Here is a 24,284-nt window from a genome sequence, read left to right as displayed (position 1 = left end):
CATGAGCGAACCCATGCAATTCCCGCTGGCCGCGGTGGTTGGCGCCGACGACCTCAAGCTGGCCCTGTGCCTGACCGCCATCGATCCCAAGATCGGTGGCGTGCTGATCGAGGGCCCGCGTGGCATGGCCAAGAGCACCCTGGCGCGTGGGTTGGCCGACCTGCTCGGCGATGTCCCGTTCGTCACCTTGCCTTTGGGCGCCACCGAGGAGCGTCTGGTCGGCACGCTGGACCTGGATGCGGCGCTGGGGCAAGGCCAGGCACGGTTTTCGCCTGGCGTGCTGGCCCATGCCGACGGTGGCGTGCTCTATGTGGATGAGGTCAACCTGTTGCCCGACCCGCTGGTGGACCTGCTGCTGGACGTCGCCGCCAGCGGTACCAACCGTATCGAGCGCGACGGCATTTCCCACCAGCATGCCGCGCGGTTCGTGCTGATCGGCACCATGAACCCGGAGGAGGGTGAGTTGCGTGCGCAACTGCTCGACCGCTTCGGCTTGAATGTCGCCCTCGAGGGGCTGCCGGCACCTGATGCGCGCCAGCAGATCATTCGTCGCAGGCTGGCGTTCGATAGCGATCCGCAGGCATTTCGTGCCCAGTGGGCCGCAGAGCAGGCGGCGTTGCGCGAGCGCTGCCGCGCGGCGGCCGAGCGCCTGGCATCGATTGCCCTGGATGATCGAGCCCTGGCCTGGATCACCGAGCGTTGTTTCGCTGCCGGGGTCGATGGCTTGCGCGCCGACCTGGTCTGGCTGCGCGCGGCCCGCGCCCATGCCGCCTGGCGTGGCAATACCGTTATCGAGGAAGCGGACATCGAGGCGGTTGCCGAGTTCGCCTTGCGTCATCGCCGCCGCACGGACGCCCCGCAGGCCCATGCTGCCCCGCAGCAGCCACAGCCTCGGCCAGCGGAGCGACAGGACGGGCAGGGCGACTGGGGCGCCTTGCCACCTCAACCGGTAACCAATGGTCCTCGCCGCGAGGTGCCGAACTGGGCAAAAAAGCCCTGAGCATCCGCGCGCGCAACGCCCGCGCGGCGGATGCCAGACCTCGCGCCGGTCATTTGACGGGGCCGGCCCGTGGCCGCTCGCGTGCCGCTGACCAGGGCCGTATCGCCTGGCTGCCGACCCTGCTCAAGGGGCGACCGCGTCAGCGCGCCGACCTGTGCTGGCGGCAGCGCCAGGCCCAGGCCCCCGAGTTGTGGCTGGTGATCGTCGATGCCTCGGCCTCCACCCGACGACATCAGGCGCTGGCCCAGGCCAAAGGGCTGCTGGCCGGGGTTTTCGACCAGGCCTACAGGCAGCGGGCGCGTCTGGCGTTGCTGACGGCCAGCGGCAGCGAGCCACACTGGCAACGCCATGGCCTCAAGGCGTCGGCGGCATTGCAACCGTGGCTGCGAGCATTGGGCGCCGGAGGCGGGACGCCGCTGTTCGCGGCTCTGGAACAAGCACGGACATGGTTGCTGGCACGCGGCAAGCGCCTGCCCCATGAGACCCGGCGCTGCCTGGTGCTGACCGACGGCCGCCTGCACGCGTGGCGTGCGCCACAGCCCATGCCATGCGATACCTTGCTCGTCGATATGGAAATGGCGGCGGTGAGGGTCGGCCGCGCACGACAACTTGCGGAACAACTAAATGCCGAATATCGGCATGTCGAGCAGTTCGAACAGGTCGAATGAAGAGCAGGCTTGCGACAGAATGTCGCAACTAAAAATTGCTCTTCATTAAAGAGAAGTGACTATCACAAGTGCGTGAGTCGCGCGCACTTGTGATAGTCGACGTTGATCACTTCGGCATCGACCAGGGTTGCAGGTCATAACCTTTGCGCGACAGTTCCGCGCGGACTTCCTCGATCAGGCTGGCCCATTGCGCAGGGTCGGAGTAGATGCGCGAGGACACTTGCTTGCTGCCGATTCGGGTGCTGGTCCGGTCGATCACTGCCAGGCTCAGCTCACCAGTACCGTTGGGTGCATCCCAGGCAACGCACTGGAAGGGTTCGAAGGCGTGGTCGGCGATCAGCAGTGCTTCGTTGACACGGAGCGGGGCATTCATGGTTCGGTCTCTCTCATGGTCCCAAACAGCGAAATAAAGTTCCGCGGTGCAGTCGTTGCAAACTCTACAGCGCGGGGTTAAACGTACTGATGCTCCAGGTCAGTGGTTGAGTCACATATGCGCGAATTTTTTTTCAACGGCCTCTTTGCCAATACGCTCACGCAGGGTTCATGACGCCAGATTTCTGCGCAAATTCGCGGATGTGCTTTATGTGGCGAAAATGGACTGACCAACGGTCATGGAGTGCGTCAAGTTCATTGCTACTGTTAATTTTGGCGTCGCAACTAACTGTTTATTCGTGAAAAACTAAAATCTGACGCCAAGGAACGGTCATGCTCGAGACTGCTGCCCACCGCCGCCTGTTGATCGTCGACCCTTGCGATGACTGCCACCGCCTGTTGCCAGGCCTGCGCAGCGTTGGCTGGGACGTGCGCAGCTGTACCCTGGAGGCCGCCCTGGAGCAGCCTTGCGATGTCGGTCTGGTTCGCTTGCAGGTATCGCACCTGCGTCACCCCGACGCGGTCAAGGACCTGATCAAGCGCAGCAACACCGAATGGATCGCCGTATTGAGTGCCGAAGAGCTGCGCTTGCAGAACGTCGGCGATTTCGTCTGCGAGTGGTTCTTCGACTTCCATACCCTGCCGTTCGACGTCTCGCGGGTCCAGGTGACCCTGGGGCGGGCCTTCGGCATGGCGCGTCTGCGCGGCAAGGGCGCGGTGCGTGTGGATGAGCCCGAGCACGAACTGTTGGGTGAGAGCCGGCTGATCCGTGAGCTGCGCAAACTGCTCGGCAAGCTCGCGCCCACCGAGTCACCCGTGTTGATCCGGGGCGAGAGCGGGACCGGCAAGGAGCTCGTGGCGCGCACGCTGCATCGCCAGTCGCAGCGTCGCGAAAAACCGTTCATCGCCATCAACTGCGGCGCGATCCCTGAGCATCTGATCCAGTCAGAGCTGTTCGGCCATGAAAAAGGCGCGTTCACCGGGGCGCACCAGCGCAAGGTGGGGCGCATCGAGGCCGCCAATGGCGGCACGCTGTTTCTCGATGAAATCGGCGATCTTCCGCTGGAGCTGCAAGCGAACCTGCTGCGTTTCCTGCAGGAGAAACACATCGAGCGGGTCGGCGGCAACCAGCCCATCGCCGTGGATGTCAGGGTTCTGGCGGCAACCCATGTGGACCTGGAAAAGGCGATAGGGCAGGGGCGCTTTCGTGAAGACCTGTATTACCGCCTCAATGTGCTGCAGGTGATCACTGCCCCGCTGCGCGATCGGCATGGCGACTTGTCGATGCTCGCCAGCCACTTCTCGCAGTTTTACAGCCTGGAAACAGGCAGGCGGCCACGTTCGTTCAGCGAAAACGCGCTGGCCGCCATGGGGCGGCACGACTGGCCGGGCAATGTGCGCGAGCTGGCCAATCGGGTAAGGCGTGGCCTGGTGCTGGCCGAAGGCCGGCAGATCGAGGCGCAGGACCTGGGCTTGCAGGAACTGCATGAGCAGGATCAGCCGCTGGGCACGCTGGAGGACTACAAGCACCGCGCGGAGCGCCAGGCGCTCTGCGATGTACTGAGTCGCCACAGTGACAACCTGAGCATCGCGGCGAAGGTGCTCGGCGTTTCGCGACCGACTTTCTATCGATTGCTGCACAAGCACCAGATTCGTTGAGCACCCCGTAGCGGCTGCTTCGCGGGCAAGTCGCATCGGCGCACCGCCGCTCCCTACAGTGGCGGCGCCAAAGCCAGCCGCGACTCAGCTCGACTGGGCAATATGCCCGTCCGCCAGCTCTTCCTCCGCGTCCTCCTCACCCGGCATGGCAGTGATCACGCTGAAGTCGCTGACCTCCACCTCGCCGCCGCCATAACCCAGCAGGTGGAAGGAAAATGCCTTGCGCACTTTCGGGTTGTCGAAATCGAACTGCATTTCCAGCGGCTGATCGGCCGTCACCAGCATTTCCTCGGGCAACCCCAGCGGTACATCCTGCTCCAGCTCCTTGGCTTTCAGGCGGATGAATGCCTGGTGCTGCGGATCGAGGGCGCGGACCTTGAGGCGTACCCGGGTGCGTGTGCCTTCGGGCATTTCCAGGTATTGCGCGCCGATCAGGTTGTCCGCCCAGTCGTCACGGATGCGTTCCTGCAGGGCGATGGGCGAAGGGCCACCGAACTGATAGCGCAGATTGAGTGGCGTCTGCAGCAGCGATTGGTCCAGGGTGGCGGCCAGCAGGTTGAGCTGCGGCCCGAGCGTGTCGTCGCCGCGACCGAGGAACCTGGCCTGGTCGGCGATGAACCCCTGGCTGGCATAGCGCCGGCAACGTTGCTGGAAGTCGCATTCGCTCAGGGTGCCCTGGCCATCGTGATAGCGCAGGACACCGTTGGTGTAGGAAATCATTTCACGACCACTGTCATAGTCGCGGTACAGCGAGCGCCCGCCCAGCGCCAGTGGAATCGGCAGGGCGAAGTAGTCGAGCAGTGACGTGGTCAGGTCGACATGGCCGTAGGTGCCGGACTTGAGCCGGGGCAGTTGCGCCTGTTCCGGGGCGAGGGTGAGATTGAAGCCCCAGGTCGAAGCCAGGCGTACGCCGTCGATGCCATGGGACTCGTCCGAAGTGACCACCACCAGCGTGTCCTTGAGCACGCCCTGGCGTTCGAGGCTGTCGAGGAAGTCGCCCAGCGCATCGTCCAGATACGCCACCGCAGCCTGTTTGGCGCTGGCATGGCGCTGCAGGTACGCCTCGGGCGCCGAGTACGGCTGGTGGGTGCCAACGGTGAGCAGGGTGAGCATCCAGGGTTGCGTCTGCTTGCGCAGTTCGCCGACATAGTCCAGCGCACCTTCGAAGAAGGCACGATCGTCCTTGCCCCAGGGGAATTCCAGATAGTTGTCGTTGCCGAACCACTCCAGGCCGTGCACCGAGTCAAAGCCAATGTGCGGCATGATCCGGTCCTTGGCCATGAAACGCAGGCCGGCGCCTTGCAGGTAGTGGGTGGTAAAGCCGGCCTGGCGCAACTGCGCCGGCAGGCAGGCCTGGTTGCGCTGGTGCTGGGTGAGCAGTTCCACGCCTTTGGGCGTGCCGTTGGCCAGCTTGTCGTAGTCGCCGCAGAGCATCGCGTAGAGGCCGCGAATGGTCTGGTGGGTGTGCAGCACGTAATCGGGCGTGTTCATGCCGCGTTCGGCCCAGTGGCTGAGCCTGGGCATGAGGTCCTGCTGGAAACGGCTGCCCAGGGCCTCGCGGTTGGCGCGCACGTAGGCCCCGGGGATGCCTTCCACGGTGATGATCAGCAGGTTGCGCGCACGGCCCGCGCCGTCCAGCAGCCGGCCCCCGTCAAGATCGGCTTGGGTCAGGCCCGTGCTGGGCAGTGCGGTGACGGCGGCTGGATGGCCCATCGTGTTCAATGCCAGGCGCTGGGCGTTGCCCACGGCGGCGGAGAGCGCCTGGTGGCCGAGGTTGAATTGCCGCCATTGATCGGCGTCCGATGGCGCCAGGTGCTGGCCGCCCCAGTGCAGGCCGAACAATGCCAGGGGAATGGCCCAGGCGCGCCGTGGCAGCGCTGCGCTGGTCGACTCCTGGCGTTGGCTCGCGAGCCAGGCGCCAAGCCCCAGGATCAGAAGCACGGGCAGCCAGGCATGGGTCAGCCCGCCGCCGGTGGAGTTTTCCATGAACTGTGGGTCGAACAGGTACGTCAGGTCGTCGACGGTGGGCAGCCTGCCGACCGCGCTGACCAGCTCCGCCGAGGCGACCCACAGGCCGCCCCACGCCAGCAGCACAGGCAGCGCCAGCCACCAGGGACGTCGGTGCAGGGTCATTACCAGCAGGCTGCCGATCGCGAAGTCCGACAGGTAGCCGAAGGGATCGGACCAGCCCAGCAGGGCACGTGCGGCCATTGGCAACACCAGCACCAGGGCTGCCAGGGTGGCAAGGCGGGCGCGAGGGTGACCGAGCAGCTTGTTCACAAAACTTTCCTTAAATGCCATTAAACCGTCACAAAATTGTGCAGGATGATAACAGGCTGGGGGCAGGAAAGCCGGGCGCTACAAAACCGGTAACCAAATGTCGGGCCCGTTGCCGGGCCCGACGGGGTCAGAAGTAGTACGGGAATTTCAGGCTGAACGAGAAGTCGGGCGCATCCTCGGTCAGGCCGATCGAAAGGTTGGGGACGATGGTCAGGTTGTCGGTGGCGGCGAAGGTCAGGCCGACGTTGAAGTTCGCGGCGTTGTAGTCGCTGTTGGTGATCGACTGCCAGTCGCCACCATCGGGCTTGATCTTGCTCTTGCGGGCGAACTGGTCGGTGACCGAGAACGACATGCTCATCCGCTCGTTCAGGGCAAAGGCGATACCGCCGCCGATCTGCCAGGAATCCCCCAGTTTCACGTCGCCGGGCACCTTGCTGTTGACCTGCGGGCTGATGTCGCTGAACGAGTCCTGCATGTTGTAGGTGTAGGACAGGCTGGCGAACAGCACGGCCGGGTCGAATGTCTTGACCAGCGAGATGCCTGGGGTGATCGCCCAGACGCCGTTGCCGGTCGGCAGGCTCTCGGGCACTGACAGGTTGTTGTTGGTCGGGTCCTCGACCAGCTTGATGCCATACGGGTCCTTGCCGGTGGGCGCCTTGACGCGCAGGGTGACGACAGCGTCGGGCAGGTTTTCCGACTCGTCGAGGAACTTGTAGGCAATGCCGACGTTGATATCGCCGATGGTGGGGTCCCGAGTGACCGAGGCGTCCGACGTGGCCGGGCCGGAGCCGCCGGCTCCACCGGAGGAATAGGTGGATTCGCGATAGACCACTGGCACGTTTATGTCGAACTGCCAGCGTTGGTCCAGGTTGTAGCGCGCGGTCAGGTCCAGGGTCCAGTTGTTCGCCTTGATGCGGTCGAGGTTGATGTTGCCCAGGAAGATCGAGTCCAGCGCCAGGAAGCCGTTGAGCGTCAGCGCCCGGGTATCGTAGTGGGTATAGGTCAGGCCGGTTTCGAAACTGAACTTGCCGCCGCCGAAGAAGCCGCTGGCTTCGTCATACAGGTTGGAAACGCTCTGCGCCGGCTCCGAATCGTCCCTGAGCGACTGGCCATATGAGCTGCCAGCGCCGGTCGATGAGCCCGAGGCCACGGTCTGTGCTCCCTTGGCCGGCGAGGATGGAGACTTGGTCAGACGTTTTGGCGGGGGCGCCGCAGGGGTTTCCTCAACCTGCCGTACACGTTGTTCGAGCACCATCAGGGCGTTCTGCTGGGCTTCGTAGCGCTGTTTCAACTCGCGCAGCTCTTGCTTCAATGCCTCGACCTGTGGGTCCGGAGCTGCATACAGCGCTGTTGCGGGGGCCAGTGTGCTCAAACAGACTACAGCTCTGAACGTCAGCGATCGTTGCATGGGTAAGCCGTCCCTTCTGACTACATACGATGAGACACAGCGTAGATCAGTATCCGAGCGCGCGAAGTCCTTTGAGCTGGTCAAGGTTGCCGTTCAGCGAGTTGGTGGCCACGTTGTCGCGCAGCACGACGTTGAGCGAGGTGAGGTTGCTGACCTGGTTGCCGTTGCCCAGCAGCGTGGCGTTCTGCATCAGGCCACCTTCGGCGATCCGCTGCAGGGTGCTGCCCTGGTTGTTGTTGGCCAGCACATTGAGCTGCACGCCGGAGCCGGTCGCGGACACGCTCAGCGAGCCTGCGTCATTGGCTCTGACCAGCGTCGATCCCGTCGCCAGCACCTGACCCTGCTGCTGCACATCCGGCGCCTGGTTGCCTTTGCTGACGTTGATGTCGACGTTGTTGTAGGCGGTGTTGTTGTCGCCGGCCGCGCGTACCACCTGGGTGACGCCTTCGGTCGCGTTCAGGCCGCCGCCGCCGGTGACGCTGCCGACGCCTTGCGAGCTCGACGTGCCGGTGCCTTTCTTGTCGATCATCGATACGTAGAACTGAGGTTTGATGGTCGTCTGCTGGATCTGCATCGAGGAGGTGGCCCCGATGATGTCGCCGTTGGCGTTCTGCCAGGTGCTGGTCATGACGATGCCGAAACTGACGATGCGTCCGGGCATCACGTAGCGGCCCCGCAAGTTGGCCAGTTCCTGATCCTTCAGTTCAATGGGCTTGAACGTCTCCGCCTGGATTGGCAGGGCGGCGGCCAGGCATATCAGGGTGAGCCACGCTGGGGTCTTCATCGGATGCTCCCGGAGCTTCGTGCTCGATTGTCATTAGAAGAAGTCGCTGCGGATGAAGCCAAAGTCCATCAGTTCGGCGTCTTTCACCGGGGTGAAGGTATTGACGCGGCCCTTGGCGCTCAGCGGCAGTGGCGGGTCGAGCAAGGCGTTGGTCTTGTCGTAACCTTGGCCGATGACGGCGAAGATGATGCCGTTCCAGCCCTTGAGGAAATCGTCGACTTTGTAGCGCTTGTGTCCCAGCACCGGGTCGCCGATGTACACCCAGCCCTTGTCGACCTTCTGTAGGACCACGAAGTGCTTGTAACCACGGATGTCCATCAGCACCACGACCGGGATACGCACGCTGTTAAGGGTGTCGGCGGCTACCCGGTAGCCGCGGGCGCGCATGCCCAGGCTTTCCACGTAGCGCTTCATGTCGAGCATCGAGAAGCCCTGGACCCGGACCAGGTCCTGGTCGGCGTGGGCCAGCATGCCCTCGATGACCTGTTGTTCGTCGACATCCAGCCAGTAGGCCTGGCGCAGGATGGTTGCCAGCGACGCGGCGCCGCAACTGAAATCGGTCTTCTGTTGCACCAGGTCGGCGAACTTGCGCTCGCGTATGCTCTGGATGGGCTTGTAGATCACCGCCCCCCCCGGCAAAACGGAAAGCGGCATCTGCGCCGCCTCGCTGTAGCTGGCCATGCAAAGCAGAAACGCCAAGGCGATCATACGCATGGTCGGTAGCCTCCTGGTCTTGTCGAAGAGAGGCCCCCAAAGGGGGCCTCCTGGTCATGCCACTCAGAACGAGGTGTTGGAGATGGCCAGCGAGTTGCTTTGCTGGTTGCCCACACCGGCTGCCACGTTGACGCCGAGGTTGCCGCTGCCGCCATTCACCGAGCCACTCAGGGTGGCGGTGTTGGTTACAGGGTTAGCCCAGCCAGTAGGGGTCAGCACCTGGAACGACACGGTGTTGCTCAGGTCGTAGGAGCTGGATTCGCTGAAGCTCTTCGAACCGGACTTCGACGACTCGTTGGAGGCGCTGCCCGACTTCTCATAGGAGGAGTCGTAGGCTTTTTCGAACGAAGAGTCGTAGGCTTTCTCGAACGAGGAGCTGGAAGACTTCTCGTGCGATTTTTCATACGAAGCGTCGATCGAGGCGTTCAGCGAAGCATCGAACGAGTCGGTGCGGCTGCGCTCGTGGCGGCCATAGTCCTGGGTATGGGTCACGCTGCCGTCCGCCGAAGCCTCCAGCGAAGCGTTCAGAGAGCCGCTAGCCGAGGAGCTCGACTCGTGACTGCGCGAACCGCTGGCGTCGAAGCTCTTCGAACCACTGGCGTTCCAGCTTTTTGCACCGGCGGCTTCCCAGCTCGACGAGGCGCTGCTGTCCTTGCTGTAGCTGGAATCCTTGTTGAACGAGGCGCTGCCGCTTTGGGTCGTGGTGAACGACAGCGTATCGACCCGATAGGTGCGGTCGGCGTTGTTGTTCACGACCAGGCCTGGGCCGTTCTGGTCGGCGGAGGCGGTGGCGGTGGCGTTGCCCAGTGGCGCATTGGAGTTGGCAATGGCCATGGTGTTTTTCTGCTGGTTGAGGTCGCCACCAGCAATGTTGATGCCCATGTTGCCGCTGCCGTTGTTGCCCGATCCGCTCATGATGCCGGAGTTGGTGGTGCCGTAGTTGTCGACCCGGTTGTTGTTGCTGTACTGGCGTACATCCGCGGTGGCCGAGGCGGAGCCGAACACGAAGCTGTTGTCCAGGCTGGAGTCGGCGCCGGCGTTGGCGATGGCGGCGGCGTTGTCCTGCTGGTTGCCGGCGCCGGCCGCCACGTTGACACCCACGTTGCCGCTGGTGCCGGAGGCCGAGCTGCTCATTTCAGCTTCGTTCACCGTCCCTTCGTTGCGGATACGGTTGTTGGTGCTGCTTTGCTTGTCCCAGGCATTGGCGGTGGCATACACAGGGATCTTGGTAGGAGGAGGGGTGTGATGACCGTTGTTATGGCCGTGGCCATTGTTGTGGCCATGGCCACGCGGATCATTCTGCCCAGCTTGTACAGCTACAGCCATGATCGCAGCGATTGCGAAAACCAGAGGCTTGAGTGCCATCGAGGGTTTCATGGTGATTCTCCGTACTTTTTTTTAGGTTAAGTGTTGTTGCTGCCGGTTTGGGTCAATCCGCGACCCGGATGCTCAGGGTGTTGGCCGTTCGGTTTCCCACCCCGGCACTCTGATTCAACTGCACTACGCCACGGCTACCGGTGAATGCCTGGTCGCTGGTGCTGACCTGGCGATGGCCGGGTGTCGGCGCGGTTGAATCCGAGCTGTTGAGCAGCGCCACGTTCTGTTGCAGAAGGACGCTGTCGTCGATGCTTTGCGGTTGGGCACTGACGCTGATGCGCAGTGCGTTGGCTTGCTGGTTGCTGGCGCCGGCGCTCTGGTTGACCCCCAGGATGCCGTTGCCGCGGCTGAAGGCGTCGCCCTGGATGCTGGCCTGTGCGTCGATCGCAGGGTCGACGTGGGTGCGCAGGCGCTGGTGGATCTGGGTGCTCGCCGCGGCATCGTGGCCAATGGCGATGGCCCGGGCGTTGACCTGTTGCTGCTGGTCGCCGGCTGCCTGGTTGACCCCTAGGTTGCCTTCGTAGCGGGCGCCGGAGCTGTCGATGGTGGCGTCGTTGACGACCGGAGACTGGGCGAAGGCCGATGCACTGCACAGGGTGGCCAGGAACAGCAGGGTATGCCGCATGTCACTGCCCTCCGTTGAGGATCTTCAGCGCGCCCAGGCCTTGCTGGACGTTGGAGTTGACCATGTTGGCGATGCCGTTGCCGCCGCCGCCCGACCCACGCCCGCCGGCGATGTTAGGCAGCTGGGTCTGGTTGCTGATGTTGGCGCCGATGTTGTTGGTCTGCTGAGTGATCAGCGAGTTGATGCCCGCGCCGCTGCTGATGCTGGCGAAGTCGCCATCGCTCAGCTCATGGGTCTGTCTGAGGATGTGCGCGGAAGGATTGGTGTTGACGGTGACCGGGCTGGGGTCGGGGATCAGTGGGGCACGGATCGCGTTGCGTGTCTGGACTTCGCGTGTGATGACGACAATGCCGTTTTCGGCGTGGGCCGGGAGGCCCAGGCTCGACCCCAATACGCATCCGAGCAGCAGGAGGCGGTAGATGCCGTTGTCTTTTTTCCCCACGATGGCAATTCCTTCTTCGGCGTGGCGGCCGTGTGGCCGGGCGTTGCGAGAAGGAGAGCAGAAGCTGTGCCGGTTTTTTTTATCGCTTATGAATCATGAGGTTGCGAGTCAACATCAGGAGCGTCGGGATTTTGTTGTAACAGCGCTGAGACAGATCGCGGGTCGAGCAGGCGCCAGGCTCGGCAACGGCGCGGCGCGGCGGCGGTTTTCTCGAAGGTGTTTCATCCGCGTGACACCGCCCCCAGAACTGGTGGGATGCCCACAAATACGGGGACTTGGCCCATTGGGGTGTATCAGCGCCTTAACACTCGGTGGGGCAAATGGGAGATTTGCCATCCAGCAGACACTGGACCGCGTTCAGGGCCGCCGCGCTGCGCTGTGGCCAGTCGCCATCGATGATCCGCATCGTCTGCCGGTGGCGTTGCAACCAGGCAAGACTGTCGTCGAAGAACGCCTGGCGTTCCTCCAGACAGGGTTGGCAGCGCAGGCCGTCGCCCACCCACGGCACGCCTTCGGGTCGCAGCAGCAGATGCAGGTCGTAATGCCGGGCGTCGAGCGCCTGCTCGATCCAGTCAGGGCAGTCGCCGAACAACGCCCGGCTCCACAGGATGTTGCTGAGCAGGTGGGTGTCGAGAATCAGCAGCTCCGGCGCCTGGGCCCGGGCCTGGTCTTCCCAGGCCAGCTGGCCGCGGGCGATGGCGGGGATGTCGGCATAGCAGGTGTCGCGCTGTTCGCGCTCCATGAAGTGGCGCACGTACTCACCCACCAGCACGCCACCGAAATGCGCCTGGATTTCGCCGCTCAACCAGCTCTTGCCGCTGGACTCCGGGCCACACAGCACCAGGACCTTCATGCGCTGGCCAGCGCCGGGTCGCGGCGCCACTCCAGCCAGCCACGCACGGCGATCAGGGTGAACAGGGCATAGAGCGCGGCGGTGAGGTACAGGCCCTTGTACAGGAACAGGCCGACGAAGATCACGTCCACCACGACCCACAGGGCCCAGCATTGCAGCCGCTTTTGCGCCATCCACAGTTGCGCGACCAGGCTGAAGCCTGTGAGCGCGGCATCCAGCCAGGGTTGCGCGGCGTCGGTCCAGTGCGCCATGCCAGCGCCCAGCAGCAGGCTGGCCAGCAGGCCGGCGGCCAGGCCCTTGAGCATGGGCGCCGGGGCCAGGCGGGAGACCTGGCGGGCATCCTCGACCCGGTCGGGCCGGGTCCACTGCCACCAGCCATACAGCTGCAACACCGCGTAGACCAGTTGCAGGAGCATGTCCGAGTACAGCTTGACCTCGTAGAAGATCCAGCTGTAGAGCACCACCATCACCAGCCCGATCGGCCAGCACCAAGGGTTCTGCTTGACGGTGAGCCAGACGGCGATGACGCCGAGCGCGGCGGCGAAGAGTTCGAGGCCGGACATCGGCGATCCTTGGGCGGGGAAAGGGCGCGATGCTACAAGTTTCGAGGCGCAGGCTTCAAGCCGTTCGCTCGAAGCCGTGCACCCAGTGGGCTGCTAGACCCGGAACTGGCGCAGCAACTGCTCCAGTTCCTCGCTCAAGCGCGTCAGCGCGGCGCCGGCATCGCTGGACTGGCGCGCCGCCTCGGCGGTCTGCTGCGAAAGACTGGCGGTCTCGGTGACGTTGCGGTTGATCTCCTCGACCACGTGGGACTGCTGTAGCGTGGCGCTGGCGATCGAGGCATTCAGCGCGCCAAGATTGCCCAGCGCCTGGCTGATCGCATCGAGGCTGCTGCCGGCCTCGCGGGCCTGCTCGACGGTCTGGCGCGAGGCTTCGCTGCTGGTGTCGATGGCGCGTACCGCCGCTTCCGACTGGCCTTGCAGATGTTCGATCATGGTCTGGATCTCGGCGGTCGATTGAGCGGTGCGCTGAGCCAGCAGGCGCACCTCGTCGGCGACCACGGCGAAGCCGCGCCCCTGTTCGCCGGCCCGCGCCGCTTCGATGGCGGCGTTGAGGGCCAGCAGGTTGGTCTGTTCGGCGATCGAGCGGATCACTTCGAGCACTCCGCCGATTCGGGTGCTGTGGCTGGCCAGCTCGCGGATCACCTGCACGGCCTGGTCGATGGTCGCCGAAAGGCGGTCGATCTGCTGCAGGCTGCCATGGATGGCCTGCTGGCCATGGCCTACCTGGGCCTGGGCGCTGCGCATTTCGCTGGCGGCCTGTTCGGCATGCCGGGCCACATCATGCACGGCATAGGTGACTTCATTGACGGCGGTGGCCACCTGGTCCATCTGTTGGGACTGCTGGGCACTGCGTGCCTGGGCGGAGCCCGCGTTGTCACCGACGTGGCCGGCCGACTCGGCCAGGGCGTGGGCGGCGCCCTGCAACTGACCGACCACACCCTGCAACTTGCCGTTGAAGCGGTTGAAGTGCTCGCCCAGGTGGGTGATCTCGTCGCGACCGTGGGTGTCCAGGCGCCGGGTCAGGTCGCTTTCGCCGCTGGCGATGTTGCCCATGGCTTGCACCGCCTCCCGTAGCGGGAGGGCGATGCTGCGGGCGATCAGCATGACCAGCAGCGCCATCAGCAGGGCGATGCCCAGGCCCACCAGCGAGGCATCGCGCAGCTGGCGGGCGAACTCGGCCTGCACATCGTCGACGTACACGCCCGAGCCGATGATCCAGCCCCACGGCTTGAACAGTTGGATATAGGAGGTCTTGGCCACCGGTTCGCTGGCGCCGGGCTTCGGCCAGCGATAGTCGACCGGACCTGCGCCCTGGCTGCGGGCGAGGGCGACCATCTCGTTGAACACGGCGAAACCATCAGGGTCGCGAATGGCGGAAAGGTCCTGGCCATCGAGCTTGGGATTGGCCGGGTGCATGATCATCTTCGGTTGCAGGTCGTTGATCCAGAAATAGTCATTCTGGTCGTAGCGCAGTCCCCGTACCACTTGCAGGGCTTGTTGCTGGGCGGCTTCGCGGGTCAGGGTGCCGGCGGCCTCCAGGCCTTGGTAGTAGGCCAGCACACCGGCGGCGGTCTGCACCACGTGGCGGGTCTTCTCGGCCTTGGCCTGGTACAGGTCGCCATGCAGCTGACGCAGCATCAGCAGGCCCAACACCAGCAACATGGCCACGGCCACCAGCAGGATCAGCCACAGACGACGGCTGATCGACATCGACCTCAGGGTGTTCATGATGCATTACTCCAGTGTTGTTCTTTTTATCGAAGGCATCCAAGCATGCTTTGTGGCCAGTCCCCACTCGACCAATGGCTAATGTGTGCTTCAGGCAATTGCGTGTTGCAGGTAAGACGAGTCTTGAAACCTGCGCTCTGTTAGGATTTCGGCCGCCGCAGATGAAACCTTTAGCCTGCTGAGCTTTTCAGCTGGCGTTCTGGCCGGCTGGCGCTGTAAAAAGCACGCGCCGCGTGCGGCATGACCATGTAGATCAAAACAAGCGGCCTGCCACGCGCAGCGTCGCACTTGGGGGAATGATGGATTTTTGGAGTGCCGTGCAGGCAATCATCTTGGGCGTGGTCGAGGGTCTGACGGAGTTCCTGCCGATCTCGAGTACCGGGCACCAGATCATCGTCGCTGACCTGATCGGTTTTGGCGGCGAACGCGCGATGGCGTTCAATATCATCATCCAGCTCGGCGCCATCCTGGCGGTGGTCTGGGAATTCCGACGCAAGATCTTCGAGGTGGTGCTGGGCCTGCCGACGCAGGCGCCGGCACGGCGTTTCACCGCCAACCTGTTGATCGCGTTCATGCCAGCGGTGGTGCTCGGCGTGCTGTTCGCCGACCTGATCCATGAATACCTGTTCAACCCCATAACCGTTGCCGCGGCGTTGGTGGTGGGCGGCGTGATCATGCTCTGGGCCGAGCGGCGGCAGCACCGGGTGGAGGTCGATCAGGTCGACGACATGCGCTGGCACCACGCCTTGAAGATCGGCTTTGTCCAGTGCCTGGCCATGATCCCCGGTACTTCGCGCTCCGGCTCGACCATCATTGGCGGCCTGCTGTTCGGCCTGTCGCGCAAGGCGGCGACCGAGTTTTCGTTCTTCCTGGCGATGCCGACCATGGTCGGTGCCGCGGTGTACTCGGGCTACAAGTACCGTGATCTGTTCCAGCCGGGCGATCTGCCGGTATTCGCGCTGGGCTTCGTGGTGTCGTTCATCTTCGCCATGATCGCCGTGCGCGGGCTGCTCAAGTTCATCGCCAACCACAGCTACGCCGTGTTCGCCTGGTACCGTATCGCTTTCGGCCTGCTGATCCTGGCGACCTGGGAGTTCGGCTGGGTCGACTGGTCGACGGCGCACGGCTGAGATGGCGCGCATGCAGGGGGCGTCCGGGCGGGCCGATCAGGGCGTGCGCAATGCGCGCCTGAAGCTGCTGGCGTTGGCACTGTTGTGTCTGTTGCCGCTGCTCGGGGCATTGCGCATGGGCCTGGGCGGCCAGTCCTGGATCCCGCTGGCGCTCTACCCGAGCATGAGCCTGATCAGCCTGTTGCTGTATTGGCAGGACAAGCAGCAGGCGCGCACGCAAGCCTGGCGTACGCCGGAAAAGGTCCTGCACGCCAGCGAACTGCTGGGCGGCTGGCCGGGCGCCCTGCTGGCGCAGCAGCTGTTCCGGCACAAGACCCGCAAGCTGTCCTACCAGATGGTGTTCTGGAGCATCGTCGCGATGCACCAGTTTTTCTGGGTCGATCAATTGCTGCTCGGTGGACGCTGGCTGGGTCAGGTGATCTGACGGCTCAATCGAGCAGCAATCCTGCCTGTGCCCGTTTGGGCAAGCGGCGTACCACCAGTTGATGCGAGCGGCGCAGCAGATCGCTCAGCTCTGCATATCCCATGGGGTAGGGCGGCACCATGCTGATCCACCTCGCCCGCGCCAGGTAGGGCGCCGGGCGAATCCCCGGGCGATCGCAGTAGCCCAGGAACAGTTCATCGGCGACCTTGAACGAAAGTCCGGCCCCCGCCAGGTCCAGCACCGCGAACATCTTGTTGCCGGCCACGGAAAATACCCGGATACCGCCCCATTTGTAGTCTTCGCGCGCCCCGGGCAGGCTCAGGCAGAACGCCGCGACCTGCTCCTGCGTCATCCTGTTCTCAGACATAACGCTCTCCACAGGCTTCGAATGACGCCGCCAGGTGATCGATCCATACCCGCACCGCTGGCAGCAGGCCCCGCCGATGCGGATAGACCGCCTGCAGGAAGCCGCCGGGCAGCGACCACTCCGGCAGCAGGCGCACCAACTCGCCACGCTCGAGCTCTTCTTCACAGAACATGCTGGGCAGGGCGGTAAAGCCCAGGCCAGCGCGCACGGCGGCGTTGCGCACCACGAAATCGTCGATCGCCAGGCGTGGTTCCAGCGCCAGTTCTTCCTGGCGACCCTGGGGGCCGAACAGACGGAAATGCACCAGGCGGTCCGCCTCGGCCGCACCCAGTACCGGCAGGCTCGCCAACTGCGCAGGCTCACGGACATGGTCGGCGAAGCCCGGTGCGGCCACTAGCTGCATCTGCGCCTGGCGCAGGCGCCGGGTGACCAGGGCTGGGTCTTCATCGCCCAGGTCGCGTACCCGCAGCGCAACATCGATGCCCTCGGAGATCAGGTCGACTCGGCGGTTGAGCAGCACCATGTCGAGCTGGACCTGGGGGTACTGGGCCAGGAAGCGACTGATCACCCCCGGCAGGAAGGCATGGGCCAACGCCACAGGGCAGGACACCCGCAGCCTGCCCCGCGGTTCGCTGGACATGCTGGCCACCACTTCGTCGGCCATCTCCGCTTCCAGCAGCATGGCCTGGCAGTGCGTCAGGTAACGTTCGCCCACGGCGGTGAGCTTGAGCTGGCGGGTGGTGCGTTGCAGCAGGCGCGTGCCCAGGCGTTCCTCCAGCTCGGCGATGCGCCGCGACAGGCGCGACTTGGGAATCCCCAGCTGGCGCCCGGCGGCGGCGAAACCACCGGCTTCGACCACCCGGGCGAAGTAGAACAGGTCGTTGAGGTCTTGCATGCGAAGGGTCCATTGTCCTATCAGTGGAACAAACTAACGCAAATTTGCCGACTTATCAGCCATTCGCTGTGTCGGTAGGATTCTCCCCATCGTGATCGCTTACCGCCGCGGTCTTCATTCACAGGAGAGTCCCATGAAACTGTTGCATATCGATTCGAGCATCCTGGGCGACAATTCCGCCTCCCGCCAACTGAGCCGCGAAGTGGTCGAGGCCTGGAAGGTCGCCGACCCGAGCATCGAAGTGGTCTATCGCGATCTGGCCGCCGACGCCATCAGCCATTTCTCCGCCGCCACCCTGGTGGCTGCCGGCACCCCGGAAGAAATGCGTGACGCAGCCCAAGCCTTCGAGGCCCGGCTGAGCAACGAAACCCTGGAAGAGTTCCTGGCCGCCGACGCGGTGGTGATCGGTGCGCCGATGTACAACTTTACCGTGCCGACCCAGCTCAAGGCCTGGATCGACCGCGTGGCGGTCGCCGGCAAGACCTTCCGCTACACCGAAGCCGGCCCTGAAGGGCTGTGCGGCGACAAGAAGGTCATCCTGGTCTCCACGGCCGGTGGCCTGCACCAGGGCCAGCCGACCGGCGTGGGTCACGAAGATTTCCTCAAGGTGTTCCTTGGCTTCGTCGGCATCACCGACCTGGAAATCGTTCGCGCCCACGGCCTGGCCTACGGCCCGGAGCACCGTGCCAAGGCCATCGACGCTGCCCAGGCGCAGATCGCAGGCCCGCTGTTCGCCGCAGCCTGAAGCCCGCGATAGCTGAAAAAGCCGACTGACGCCTTGGCGCCAGTCGGCTTTTTTCATCGTTTTTTCATGCAGGCCGAGTACAGCGGGTTCTATGCTGGTGCCATACGTCCGCCCCGGCGGGAGCGCCTGTGCATGTCCCGAACCTGTCGCTTGCTGATGCTCATGCTGCTTGCCAGCGTCATTACCCACGTTGCCGCGGCGCCTTGGGTGGCCGGGTTGCACCGCATGAACCTGTCCGACCCGGTGGATGCCCGTCCGATGCAGGCGCTGGTGTTCTACCCCTCCAGCGGCGAGGCGCGCACCGTGCGCATCGAGGGCTATCAGACCCGAGTGGCCGAGGAGGCCCCGGTGGCCATGGGACAGTTCCCGCTGCTGGTGATTTCCCACGGCAACACCGGCAGCCCCATGGCGCTGCACGACCTGGCCAATGGCCTGGCGCGCCAGGGTTTCGTCGTGGTGGCGGTGATCCACCCCGGCGACAACAACCGTGACCATAGCCGCCTGGGCACGCTCAGCAACCTCTATGGCCGCCCGTTGCAGGTCAGTGCCGCCATCTCCGCCGCGCGCGACGATGGGTTCCTGGCGCCGTACCTGAACGATGGCAAGGTCGGCGTGATCGGCTATTCCGCCGGGGGCGAGACCGCGCTGATCCTGTCCGGTGCCCAGCCTGACCTGGAGCGCCTGCGCCGCTACTGCCAGGAGCGCCCCATGGATGCCGACGCCTGCAAGACCCACGGCGTGCTGATCGCCGACCACAGCGAACTGACGGCAAAGGCCGATTCGCGCGTCGGGGCGGTGATGCTGATGGCTCCCCTGAGCCTGATGTTCGGGCGCCATGCCCTGGCGGGCGTGCAGGTGCCGGCACTGATCTACAGTGGTGACGACGATCGCTTGCTGGCGCTGGAGCACAACGCCGATGCGCTGGCGCGCAAACTGCCGGTGACCCCGGACTATCGCCTGCTGGCGGGCGCCGGGCACTTCGTGTTCATGGCGCCGTGCGATGCTGAGCAGCACCAGCGCATGCCCGTGCTGTGCAAGGATGCCGACGGTGTCGATCGCCGCCATATCCACCGTTCGCTGCGCAGCGAAACCGGCGCATTCTTCAGCCAGGCGCTCGGCGCGCCGGCGCCGGCCGAGCGTTCAGCCGCGACGGGCCAGCAACAGCGTCAGGCCAACCCCTGACAACGCAAGTAGCGCGGCCACGCAGAAAATCGCGGCATAGCCCAGATGCACGGCCACGGCCCCCATCAACGGACCGGCGATGGCCAGTGCCAGGTCGAAGAACACCGCATACGCACCCAGCCCGGCACCTCGGCTGCTGCTGGGGACCTGGCGGATCGCCTCCACCCCCAGCGCCGGATACACCAGCGACAGGCCGAAACCGGTCAGCCCGGCCCCGACCATCGCCCAGAGTGGGGAAGGTGCCAGCCACAACAGGGTCAAACCGAGCATCTCGGTGGCCATGCAGGCGATGGCGACGTTGTAGCCACCAAATCGATTGACCGCATTGACGAACAGCAACCGGGACAGGATGAAGCACACGCCGAAGGCGCTCAGGCACCAGGCCGCGCCGGCCCATCCACGTTCCAGGTAATAGAGCGTGACGAAGGTGGTCAGCGTGCCGTAGCCGATCGACGCCAGGGTCAGCCCGACACCGCACGGCGCCACCCGGCCAAAGGCCGACCAGAACGGCAGGCGCTCACCGCGCAGCGGTTGCGCATCCGGTCGGGTGCGCAGCACCCACAGGGCCAGCGCCGCCAGGACCAGCAGCGTCGCCCCCAGCACCCAGAAGCCCAAGCCACCTGCCAACAGCACCCCCGCAGGCGCGCCGATGGCGATGGCCCCGTACGAGGCGATACCGTTCCACGAGATCACCCGCGCGGTATGTTCCGGGCCCACTTGGCCAATCCCCCAGCTCAAGGTGGCGACCCCGATCAGCCCCTGGGCGATGCCCAGCAGCAGGCGCCCGCCCAGCAGCAGCGCCAGGCTCAGCCAGGGCAGGGCGAGGGTCCAGGCCGAAAGCAGGGTCAGCACGCCGCAGCCGGCGATGCCATACAACCCGTAGCGGATCGCCCGCTTGCCGCCCAGGGTATCCGCCACCCGCCCGGCGAAGGGGCGGCTGAGCAGCGTGGCGAGGTATTGCAGGCCGATGGTCAGGCCGGCGATCACCGCGCCGAAGCCCAGCTGGTCATGCACATGGCCAGGCAGCACCGCGATCGGCAGGCCGATGCAGAGGAAGGCGATGAAGGTGTACAGGACGATCGCGAGAATCTGCAGGGTGATGCTGGAGGCGTGGGGCGCGGTCATGGGCTCGTTCGCGGGCAGGCGGTTGGGCGAGACAGCATCATGGCCGTTGTGCGGGGGAAAAGAAAGCAGGCTAACTAATTGGTCGGCTTGGTCGAAGATTTACCGGAGGCATTCGCGGGTCAACCCGCTCCCACAGGGGCTGCGCCGTGCTCGGCAGCTGTGGGAGCGGGTTTACCCGCGAAAGGGCCGCCCGGTCGCCACAAGGCCACCAGGCAAGCTTGGTTACATCAGACCAGCACGCCCTGGCTGCGCAGGTAGTCGTCGTAAGTGCCGCTGAAGTCCACCACGCCATCGGCCGTCAGCTCGATGATGCGAGTGGCCAGCGAGGACACGAACTCACGGTCGTGGCTGACGAACAGCAGGGTGCCCGGGTAGTTCTCCAGCGCCAGGTTCAACGCCTCGATCGATTCCATGTCCAGGTGGTTGGTCGGTTCGTCCATCACCAGCACGTTGGGCTTTTGCAGGATCAGCTTGCCGAACAGCATGCGGCCCTGCTCGCCACCGGAAATCACCTTCACCGACTTGAGGATCTCGTCGTTGGAGAACAGCATGCGCCCCAGGGTGCCGCGGATCACCTGCTCGCCGCTGGTCCACTGGCCCATCCAGTCGAACAGGGTCATGTCGTCTTCGAAGTCGTGGGCGTGGTCCTGGGCGTAGTAGCCCACCTCGGCGCTGTCGGTCCACTTCACTTCGCCCTTGTCCGGGGTCATTTCGCCGACCAGGGTGCGCAGCAGGGTGGTCTTGCCGATGCCGTTGGGGCCGATGATGGCCACGCGCTCGCCGGCTTCGATGGTGAAGCTGAAGTCCTTGAACAGCACCTTGTCGTCGAAGGCCTTGGCCATCTTCTCGACGGTGACGGCCTGGCGGTGCAGCTTCTTGGTCTGCTCGAAGCGGATGAACGGGCTGACCCGGCTCGACGGCTTGACCTCGGCCAGCTGGATCTTGTCGATCTGCTTGGCCCGCGAGGTGGCCTGCTTGGCTTTCGAGGCGTTGGCCGAGAAGCGGCTGACGAAGGTCTGCAGTTCGGCGATCTGCGCTTTCTTCTTGGCGTTGTCCGACAGCAGCTGCTCGCGGGCCTGAGTGGCCGCGGTCATGTACTCGTCGTAGTTGCCCGGGAACACGCGCAGCTCGCCGTAGTCCAGGTCGGCCATGTGGGTGCAGACGCTGTTGAGGAAGTGGCGGTCGTGGGAAATGATCACCATGGTGCTGTTGCGCGCGGTGAGGATGCTTTCCAGCCAGCGGATGGTGTTGATGTCCAGGTGGTTGGTCGGTTCGTCGAGCAGCAGCACATCCGGATCGGAGAACAGCGCCTGGGCCAGCAGCACCCGCAGTTTCCAGCCTGGGGCGACTTCGCTCATCGGTCCGAAGTGCTGTTCAAGGGGGATGCCCAGGCCGAGCAGCAGCTCACCGGCACGGGATTCGGCGGTATAGCCGTCCATTTCGGCGAACTCGGTTTCCAGTTCGGCGACGGCCATGCCGTCTTCCTCGGTCATCTCCGCCAGCGAGTAGATGCGGTCGCGTTCGGCCTTGACCTTCCACAGCTGTTCGTGGCCCATGATCACCGTGTCGATCACGGTGAACTCTTCATAGGCGAACTGATCCTGGCGCAGCTTGCCCAGGCGGGTGTTCGGTTCGAGCATCACCTGGCCGCCGGACGGTTCCAGGTCGCTGCCGAGGATCTTCATGAAGGTCGACTTGCCGCAACCGTTGGCGCCGATCAGGCCGTAGCGATTGCCGTTGTTGAATTTGACCGAGACGTTCTCGAACAGTGGCTTGGAGCCGAACTGCATGGTGATGTTAGCGGTAGAAATCAAGTGCTTGTCCTGCGGGGGTTCCAGAGGTGTATTTAGGCCCTCTCGTCAGTTTTGGGCCAATTTTGGGCCAATTCGACTCGGGGCGGCAGCTTCTCCAGCTCCCTCCAGTCCGAGGAGGAGCTGATCCATTTCGCGTAGGTAGAGAGCAACATCTCGACGCTGTGGCCGAGCTGGTTCGCGATGAACGCTTCGGTTCATCCCAGCCATCAGGCACATGGTTGCGTAGGTGTGGCGGGTGTCGTACTGCCGGCGTTCACGGATGTTCAGCGCCTTGAGCGCTGATTTGAAGTGGCGGATTGTAACACTTGGTTCGTTGATCCACAGCCCACCTTTGCTCGGTTGGAACACAAATGGACTTGTGGGGTAGGCCGACTTTGAAGCCATCCGCCTCAAGTCGGCCAGGCGCTGCGCCTGCCTTATGGCGTTGAGCGCTCGATCATTCAGCAGCACTACCCGGTGATACTTTGTCTTCGTCCGGTCTGCAGGCTGGCGGTCAACGATGATCCGCTGGATCGTTGCGGTGCGTTCCTCTGGGTTGATGTCCTGCCATTGCAGGCCCATAGCCTCACCAGGGCGCAGGCCGGTGAAGAAGCTGAACTCGAAAAAGGCAGCATAGATCTGCGCGTACTTCCGGCTCGTAGCGTAGAGATGCTCGATGATCGTCTCTGCCTCAGCGCGGGTGTAAGGGTCAACGACCTTCTTCACTGCTGTTGGTTTGTCGAGCGAGGCCGTTGGGTTCTTGGTGATCAGGCCGTCAAGCACGGCGGTCTTGAAAATGCTGGCCAGCTTGATGATCGCATTACGCTTCACGCCGGCAGAAGTCCACTGGATTTGCGAGATGACACCCCGCAGCATCGTCGGTGTGATCATGTCGATCCGGCGTAGGCCCAGGTATGGCATCCAGTACAGATTTGCGGCCCGCTCGCGGCGCTTGGCTTCTTCTGCCTTGCGCTGAGCGATCCACTCTTGGTGGCGTTGTTCGTCGTTCATGGTTTTCTCCAAGCGTGCGCCGCCCTCCGTGCTGGTGGCGGCAAGACGCCTACTAGCAACAAGTCGGGAGTCAAAGGGGTGAGTTTCTCAGGAGGGAGCTGGACTGCGCAGGTGGCGGTAAATCGCAAGCCTGTTTTCATGAAGCGGTTCAAGACCAAGGAGGAAGCAGAGAAAGCCGTGCGCTTAGCCAGGAGCGAAGCGCATGGTGAGTTTGCAAATCATGGGGTTCATGGATACATCGCAGAAGAGGCTTGCAATTTAATGATCAAATGATCAGCATTACTCCCATCCTGTCATTCCTGCGCGTGTTGAGGAGTGACCCACAAAGCCCGGCAAATAGCTGGGCTTTTTACATAGGAATTCTATGGAACCAGTACAAACCGCTTCGGTCGCTATTTCCTGGCTTGATATTGGGAAAATTGTCCTCGGAAGTGGTGTCGTGGCAGGAATTGTGGCTTGGCTAAAGGATTCCTGGAACAAGCGCTCTGATCGCCGTCGCGAGGCCAAGTACGCCGCGATTGAGGCTCTCGCATTGCTTGATCTATACGTGCTGGAGTCTCGGAAGAATGTAAGGCGTTACTACGAGGAGTCAGCAGGTCTTACTCCTGAAGCTGACTACCAGATGTGGCCGGCCTGTAGTTATCCAGAGTTTCCATTTCCGCAGGAGTGTCTTAAGCGTCTCGCTGCAGAGGATGCGTGCCGCATATCCTGGCTCTCCACAGAGAAAGAGGTTGCTCATCAGTACCTTGCAGCCATCCATGAAGACGAGCTAGATCCAACCAAGGTTGAAGGGCACCAAGCGAAAATGGTGGGATACTTCGGATATGAGGCCTTTCTGCTTTCAAAGAATATGAGGGCGCGATACGGCCTAGCCAGCATGCCGCGAGCCATGAACGCAGATGACAACTTTGATGACCTCTGTTCGTACTGGCACTCAACGAAATCTGAGTTTAAAAGACGATCCGAACTGTTGCGCCAAGAAGGCTGAGTAGAACCCTGCTTAGGCAGGGTTTCTTATACCTGTATGAAACCATCGACGTATCCGTCCGGCCAACACATCTTCCTGCCGCAACCGCGGAAGCCGATGGTGTCCACCTAATTTAAGTGGACACCATTTCTGGCCCATCAAGCGGATTTCC

General features: G+C 63.7%; 22 protein-coding genes and 4 pseudogenes. 8 read left to right on the top strand and 18 right to left on the bottom strand.

Annotated elements, in window-relative coordinates; all coding sequences use genetic code 11:
• The first annotated feature begins 1 nt into the window (after window position 1).
• Window positions 2-1,000: an ATP-binding protein gene (locus tag ACYUME_RS14675; RefSeq protein WP_460415362.1), complete on the top strand. Its 999-nt coding sequence runs from the start codon at window positions 2-4 to the stop codon at window positions 998-1,000.
• A gap of 101 nt (window positions 1,001-1,101) precedes the next feature.
• Complete coding sequence (locus ACYUME_RS14670; RefSeq protein ID WP_347881635.1) at window positions 1,102-1,668, top strand: vWA domain-containing protein; 567 nt, start codon at window positions 1,102-1,104, stop codon at window positions 1,666-1,668.
• A 106-nt stretch (window positions 1,669-1,774) separates the two neighbouring features.
• Here ACYUME_RS14670 and ACYUME_RS14665 read toward each other — a convergent pair whose 3' ends face one another.
• Window positions 1,775-2,041, bottom strand: a complete 267-nt coding sequence (locus ACYUME_RS14665) for a hypothetical protein (protein WP_279886596.1) — start codon at window positions 2,039-2,041, stop codon at window positions 1,775-1,777.
• A 332-nt stretch (window positions 2,042-2,373) separates the two neighbouring features.
• On the opposite strand from ACYUME_RS14665, the gene ACYUME_RS14660 reads away from it, so the two are divergent.
• Window positions 2,374-3,699, top strand: coding sequence for a sigma-54 dependent transcriptional regulator (locus ACYUME_RS14660; protein WP_279886598.1), 1,326 nt, complete (start codon window positions 2,374-2,376; stop codon window positions 3,697-3,699).
• 84 nt (window positions 3,700-3,783) lie between these two features.
• On the opposite strand, the gene ACYUME_RS14655 is transcribed toward ACYUME_RS14660, so the two are convergent.
• From ACYUME_RS14655 to ACYUME_RS14605, 11 genes and pseudogenes are all read right to left on the bottom strand, one after another.
• Window positions 3,784-6,000 (bottom strand): LTA synthase family protein, encoded by a 2,217-nt coding sequence (locus ACYUME_RS14655; protein ID WP_460415360.1) that lies wholly within the window; start codon window positions 5,998-6,000, stop codon window positions 3,784-3,786.
• A 106-nt stretch (window positions 6,001-6,106) separates the two neighbouring features.
• Window positions 6,107-7,387 (bottom strand): hypothetical protein, encoded by a 1,281-nt coding sequence (locus ACYUME_RS14650; protein WP_460415358.1) that lies wholly within the window; start codon window positions 7,385-7,387, stop codon window positions 6,107-6,109.
• A 46-nt stretch (window positions 7,388-7,433) separates the two neighbouring features.
• Complete coding sequence (locus ACYUME_RS14645) at window positions 7,434-8,171, bottom strand: hypothetical protein (RefSeq protein ID WP_279887814.1); 738 nt, start codon at window positions 8,169-8,171, stop codon at window positions 7,434-7,436.
• Window positions 8,172-8,204: 33 nt separating this feature from the next.
• On the bottom strand, window positions 8,205-8,885 hold the full coding sequence (locus ACYUME_RS14640) for a C39 family peptidase (protein ID WP_279887816.1): 681 nt from the start codon (window positions 8,883-8,885) through the stop codon (window positions 8,205-8,207).
• A 63-nt stretch (window positions 8,886-8,948) separates the two neighbouring features.
• Window positions 8,949-10,262, bottom strand: a complete 1,314-nt coding sequence (locus tag ACYUME_RS14635) for a heme utilization protein (RefSeq protein WP_460415356.1) — start codon at window positions 10,260-10,262, stop codon at window positions 8,949-8,951.
• A 52-nt stretch (window positions 10,263-10,314) separates the two neighbouring features.
• Window positions 10,315-10,887 (bottom strand): adhesin, encoded by a 573-nt coding sequence (locus ACYUME_RS14630; RefSeq protein ID WP_460415354.1) that lies wholly within the window; start codon window positions 10,885-10,887, stop codon window positions 10,315-10,317.
• Between the two features lies 1 nt (window position 10,888).
• Window positions 10,889-11,329 (bottom strand): hypothetical protein, encoded by a 441-nt coding sequence (locus ACYUME_RS14625; RefSeq protein WP_279887819.1) that lies wholly within the window; start codon window positions 11,327-11,329, stop codon window positions 10,889-10,891.
• Window positions 11,330-11,630: 301 nt separating this feature from the next.
• Entirely contained in the window at window positions 11,631-12,182 is a 552-nt protein-coding gene (locus ACYUME_RS14620; protein WP_460415352.1) for an AAA family ATPase, read from the bottom strand.
• Window positions 12,179-12,745 (bottom strand): nicotinamide riboside transporter PnuC, encoded by a 567-nt coding sequence (gene pnuC, locus ACYUME_RS14615; protein WP_279887822.1) that lies wholly within the window; start codon window positions 12,743-12,745, stop codon window positions 12,179-12,181. The genes ACYUME_RS14620 and pnuC overlap by 4 nt, the downstream gene beginning before the upstream one ends.
• Window positions 12,746-12,838: 93 nt before the next feature.
• Window positions 12,839-13,354 (bottom strand): annotated as a pseudogene (locus tag ACYUME_RS14610) (methyl-accepting chemotaxis protein); the annotation flags it as partial.
• A 405-nt stretch (window positions 13,355-13,759) separates the two neighbouring features.
• Window positions 13,760-14,383 (bottom strand): annotated as a pseudogene (locus ACYUME_RS14605) (cache domain-containing protein); the annotation flags it as partial.
• 389 nt (window positions 14,384-14,772) lie between these two features.
• On the opposite strand from ACYUME_RS14605, the gene ACYUME_RS14600 reads away from it, so the two are divergent.
• Both ACYUME_RS14600 and ACYUME_RS14595 read left to right on the top strand, forming a co-directional pair.
• On the top strand, window positions 14,773-15,603 hold the full coding sequence (locus tag ACYUME_RS14600; protein WP_460415351.1) for an undecaprenyl-diphosphate phosphatase: 831 nt from the start codon (window positions 14,773-14,775) through the stop codon (window positions 15,601-15,603).
• Window positions 15,604-15,613: 10 nt separating this feature from the next.
• Window positions 15,614-16,027 (top strand): DUF1294 domain-containing protein, encoded by a 414-nt coding sequence (locus tag ACYUME_RS14595; protein WP_460419370.1) that lies wholly within the window; start codon window positions 15,614-15,616, stop codon window positions 16,025-16,027.
• 4 nt (window positions 16,028-16,031) lie between these two features.
• On the opposite strand, the gene ACYUME_RS14590 is transcribed toward ACYUME_RS14595, so the two are convergent.
• Both ACYUME_RS14590 and ACYUME_RS14585 read right to left on the bottom strand, forming a co-directional pair.
• Window positions 16,032-16,394 carry an MmcQ/YjbR family DNA-binding protein gene (locus ACYUME_RS14590; protein ID WP_460415349.1) on the bottom strand — a complete coding sequence of 121 codons (363 nt, stop codon included), beginning with the start codon at window positions 16,392-16,394 and terminating at the stop codon, window positions 16,032-16,034.
• Entirely contained in the window at window positions 16,387-17,289 is a 903-nt protein-coding gene (locus ACYUME_RS14585; RefSeq protein ID WP_279887831.1) for a LysR substrate-binding domain-containing protein, read from the bottom strand. The genes ACYUME_RS14590 and ACYUME_RS14585 overlap by 8 nt, the downstream gene beginning before the upstream one ends.
• Before the next feature lie 133 nt (window positions 17,290-17,422).
• Between ACYUME_RS14585 and ACYUME_RS14580 the strand changes: the two genes are divergently transcribed.
• Together ACYUME_RS14580 and ACYUME_RS14575 are read left to right on the top strand one after the other, a co-directional pair.
• Window positions 17,423-18,034: an FMN-dependent NADH-azoreductase gene (locus tag ACYUME_RS14580; RefSeq protein ID WP_279887832.1), complete on the top strand. Its 612-nt coding sequence runs from the start codon at window positions 17,423-17,425 to the stop codon at window positions 18,032-18,034.
• Window positions 18,035-18,166: 132 nt separating this feature from the next.
• Window positions 18,167-19,216 carry an alpha/beta hydrolase family protein gene (locus ACYUME_RS14575; protein ID WP_279887833.1) on the top strand — a complete coding sequence of 350 codons (1,050 nt, stop codon included), beginning with the start codon at window positions 18,167-18,169 and terminating at the stop codon, window positions 19,214-19,216.
• On the opposite strand, the gene ACYUME_RS14570 is transcribed toward ACYUME_RS14575, so the two are convergent.
• From ACYUME_RS14570 to ACYUME_RS14555, 4 genes and pseudogenes are all read right to left on the bottom strand, one after another.
• Window positions 19,175-20,341 (bottom strand): MFS transporter, encoded by a 1,167-nt coding sequence (locus ACYUME_RS14570; RefSeq protein WP_460415347.1) that lies wholly within the window; start codon window positions 20,339-20,341, stop codon window positions 19,175-19,177. The genes ACYUME_RS14575 and ACYUME_RS14570 overlap by 42 nt on opposite strands.
• A gap of 227 nt (window positions 20,342-20,568) precedes the next feature.
• On the bottom strand, window positions 20,569-22,155 hold the full coding sequence (locus ACYUME_RS14565) for an ABC-F family ATPase (RefSeq protein ID WP_460415345.1): 1,587 nt from the start codon (window positions 22,153-22,155) through the stop codon (window positions 20,569-20,571).
• Between the two features lie 32 nt (window positions 22,156-22,187).
• Window positions 22,188-22,860 (bottom strand): annotated as a pseudogene (locus ACYUME_RS14560) (site-specific integrase).
• Window positions 22,861-22,932: 72 nt separating this feature from the next.
• Window positions 22,933-23,145: pseudogene (locus ACYUME_RS14555) on the bottom strand (site-specific integrase); the annotation flags it as partial.
• A gap of 364 nt (window positions 23,146-23,509) precedes the next feature.
• On the opposite strand from ACYUME_RS14555, the gene ACYUME_RS14550 reads away from it, so the two are divergent.
• Window positions 23,510-24,133: a hypothetical protein gene (locus tag ACYUME_RS14550; RefSeq protein WP_460415343.1), complete on the top strand. Its 624-nt coding sequence runs from the start codon at window positions 23,510-23,512 to the stop codon at window positions 24,131-24,133.
• The last annotated feature ends 151 nt before the right edge of the window (window positions 24,134-24,284 follow it).

Source organism: Pseudomonas sp. microsymbiont 2, from assembly GCF_054788395.1.
Note: the sequence above shows the minus strand (reverse complement) of the source record. Positions and strands in the feature narration are given on the sequence as shown.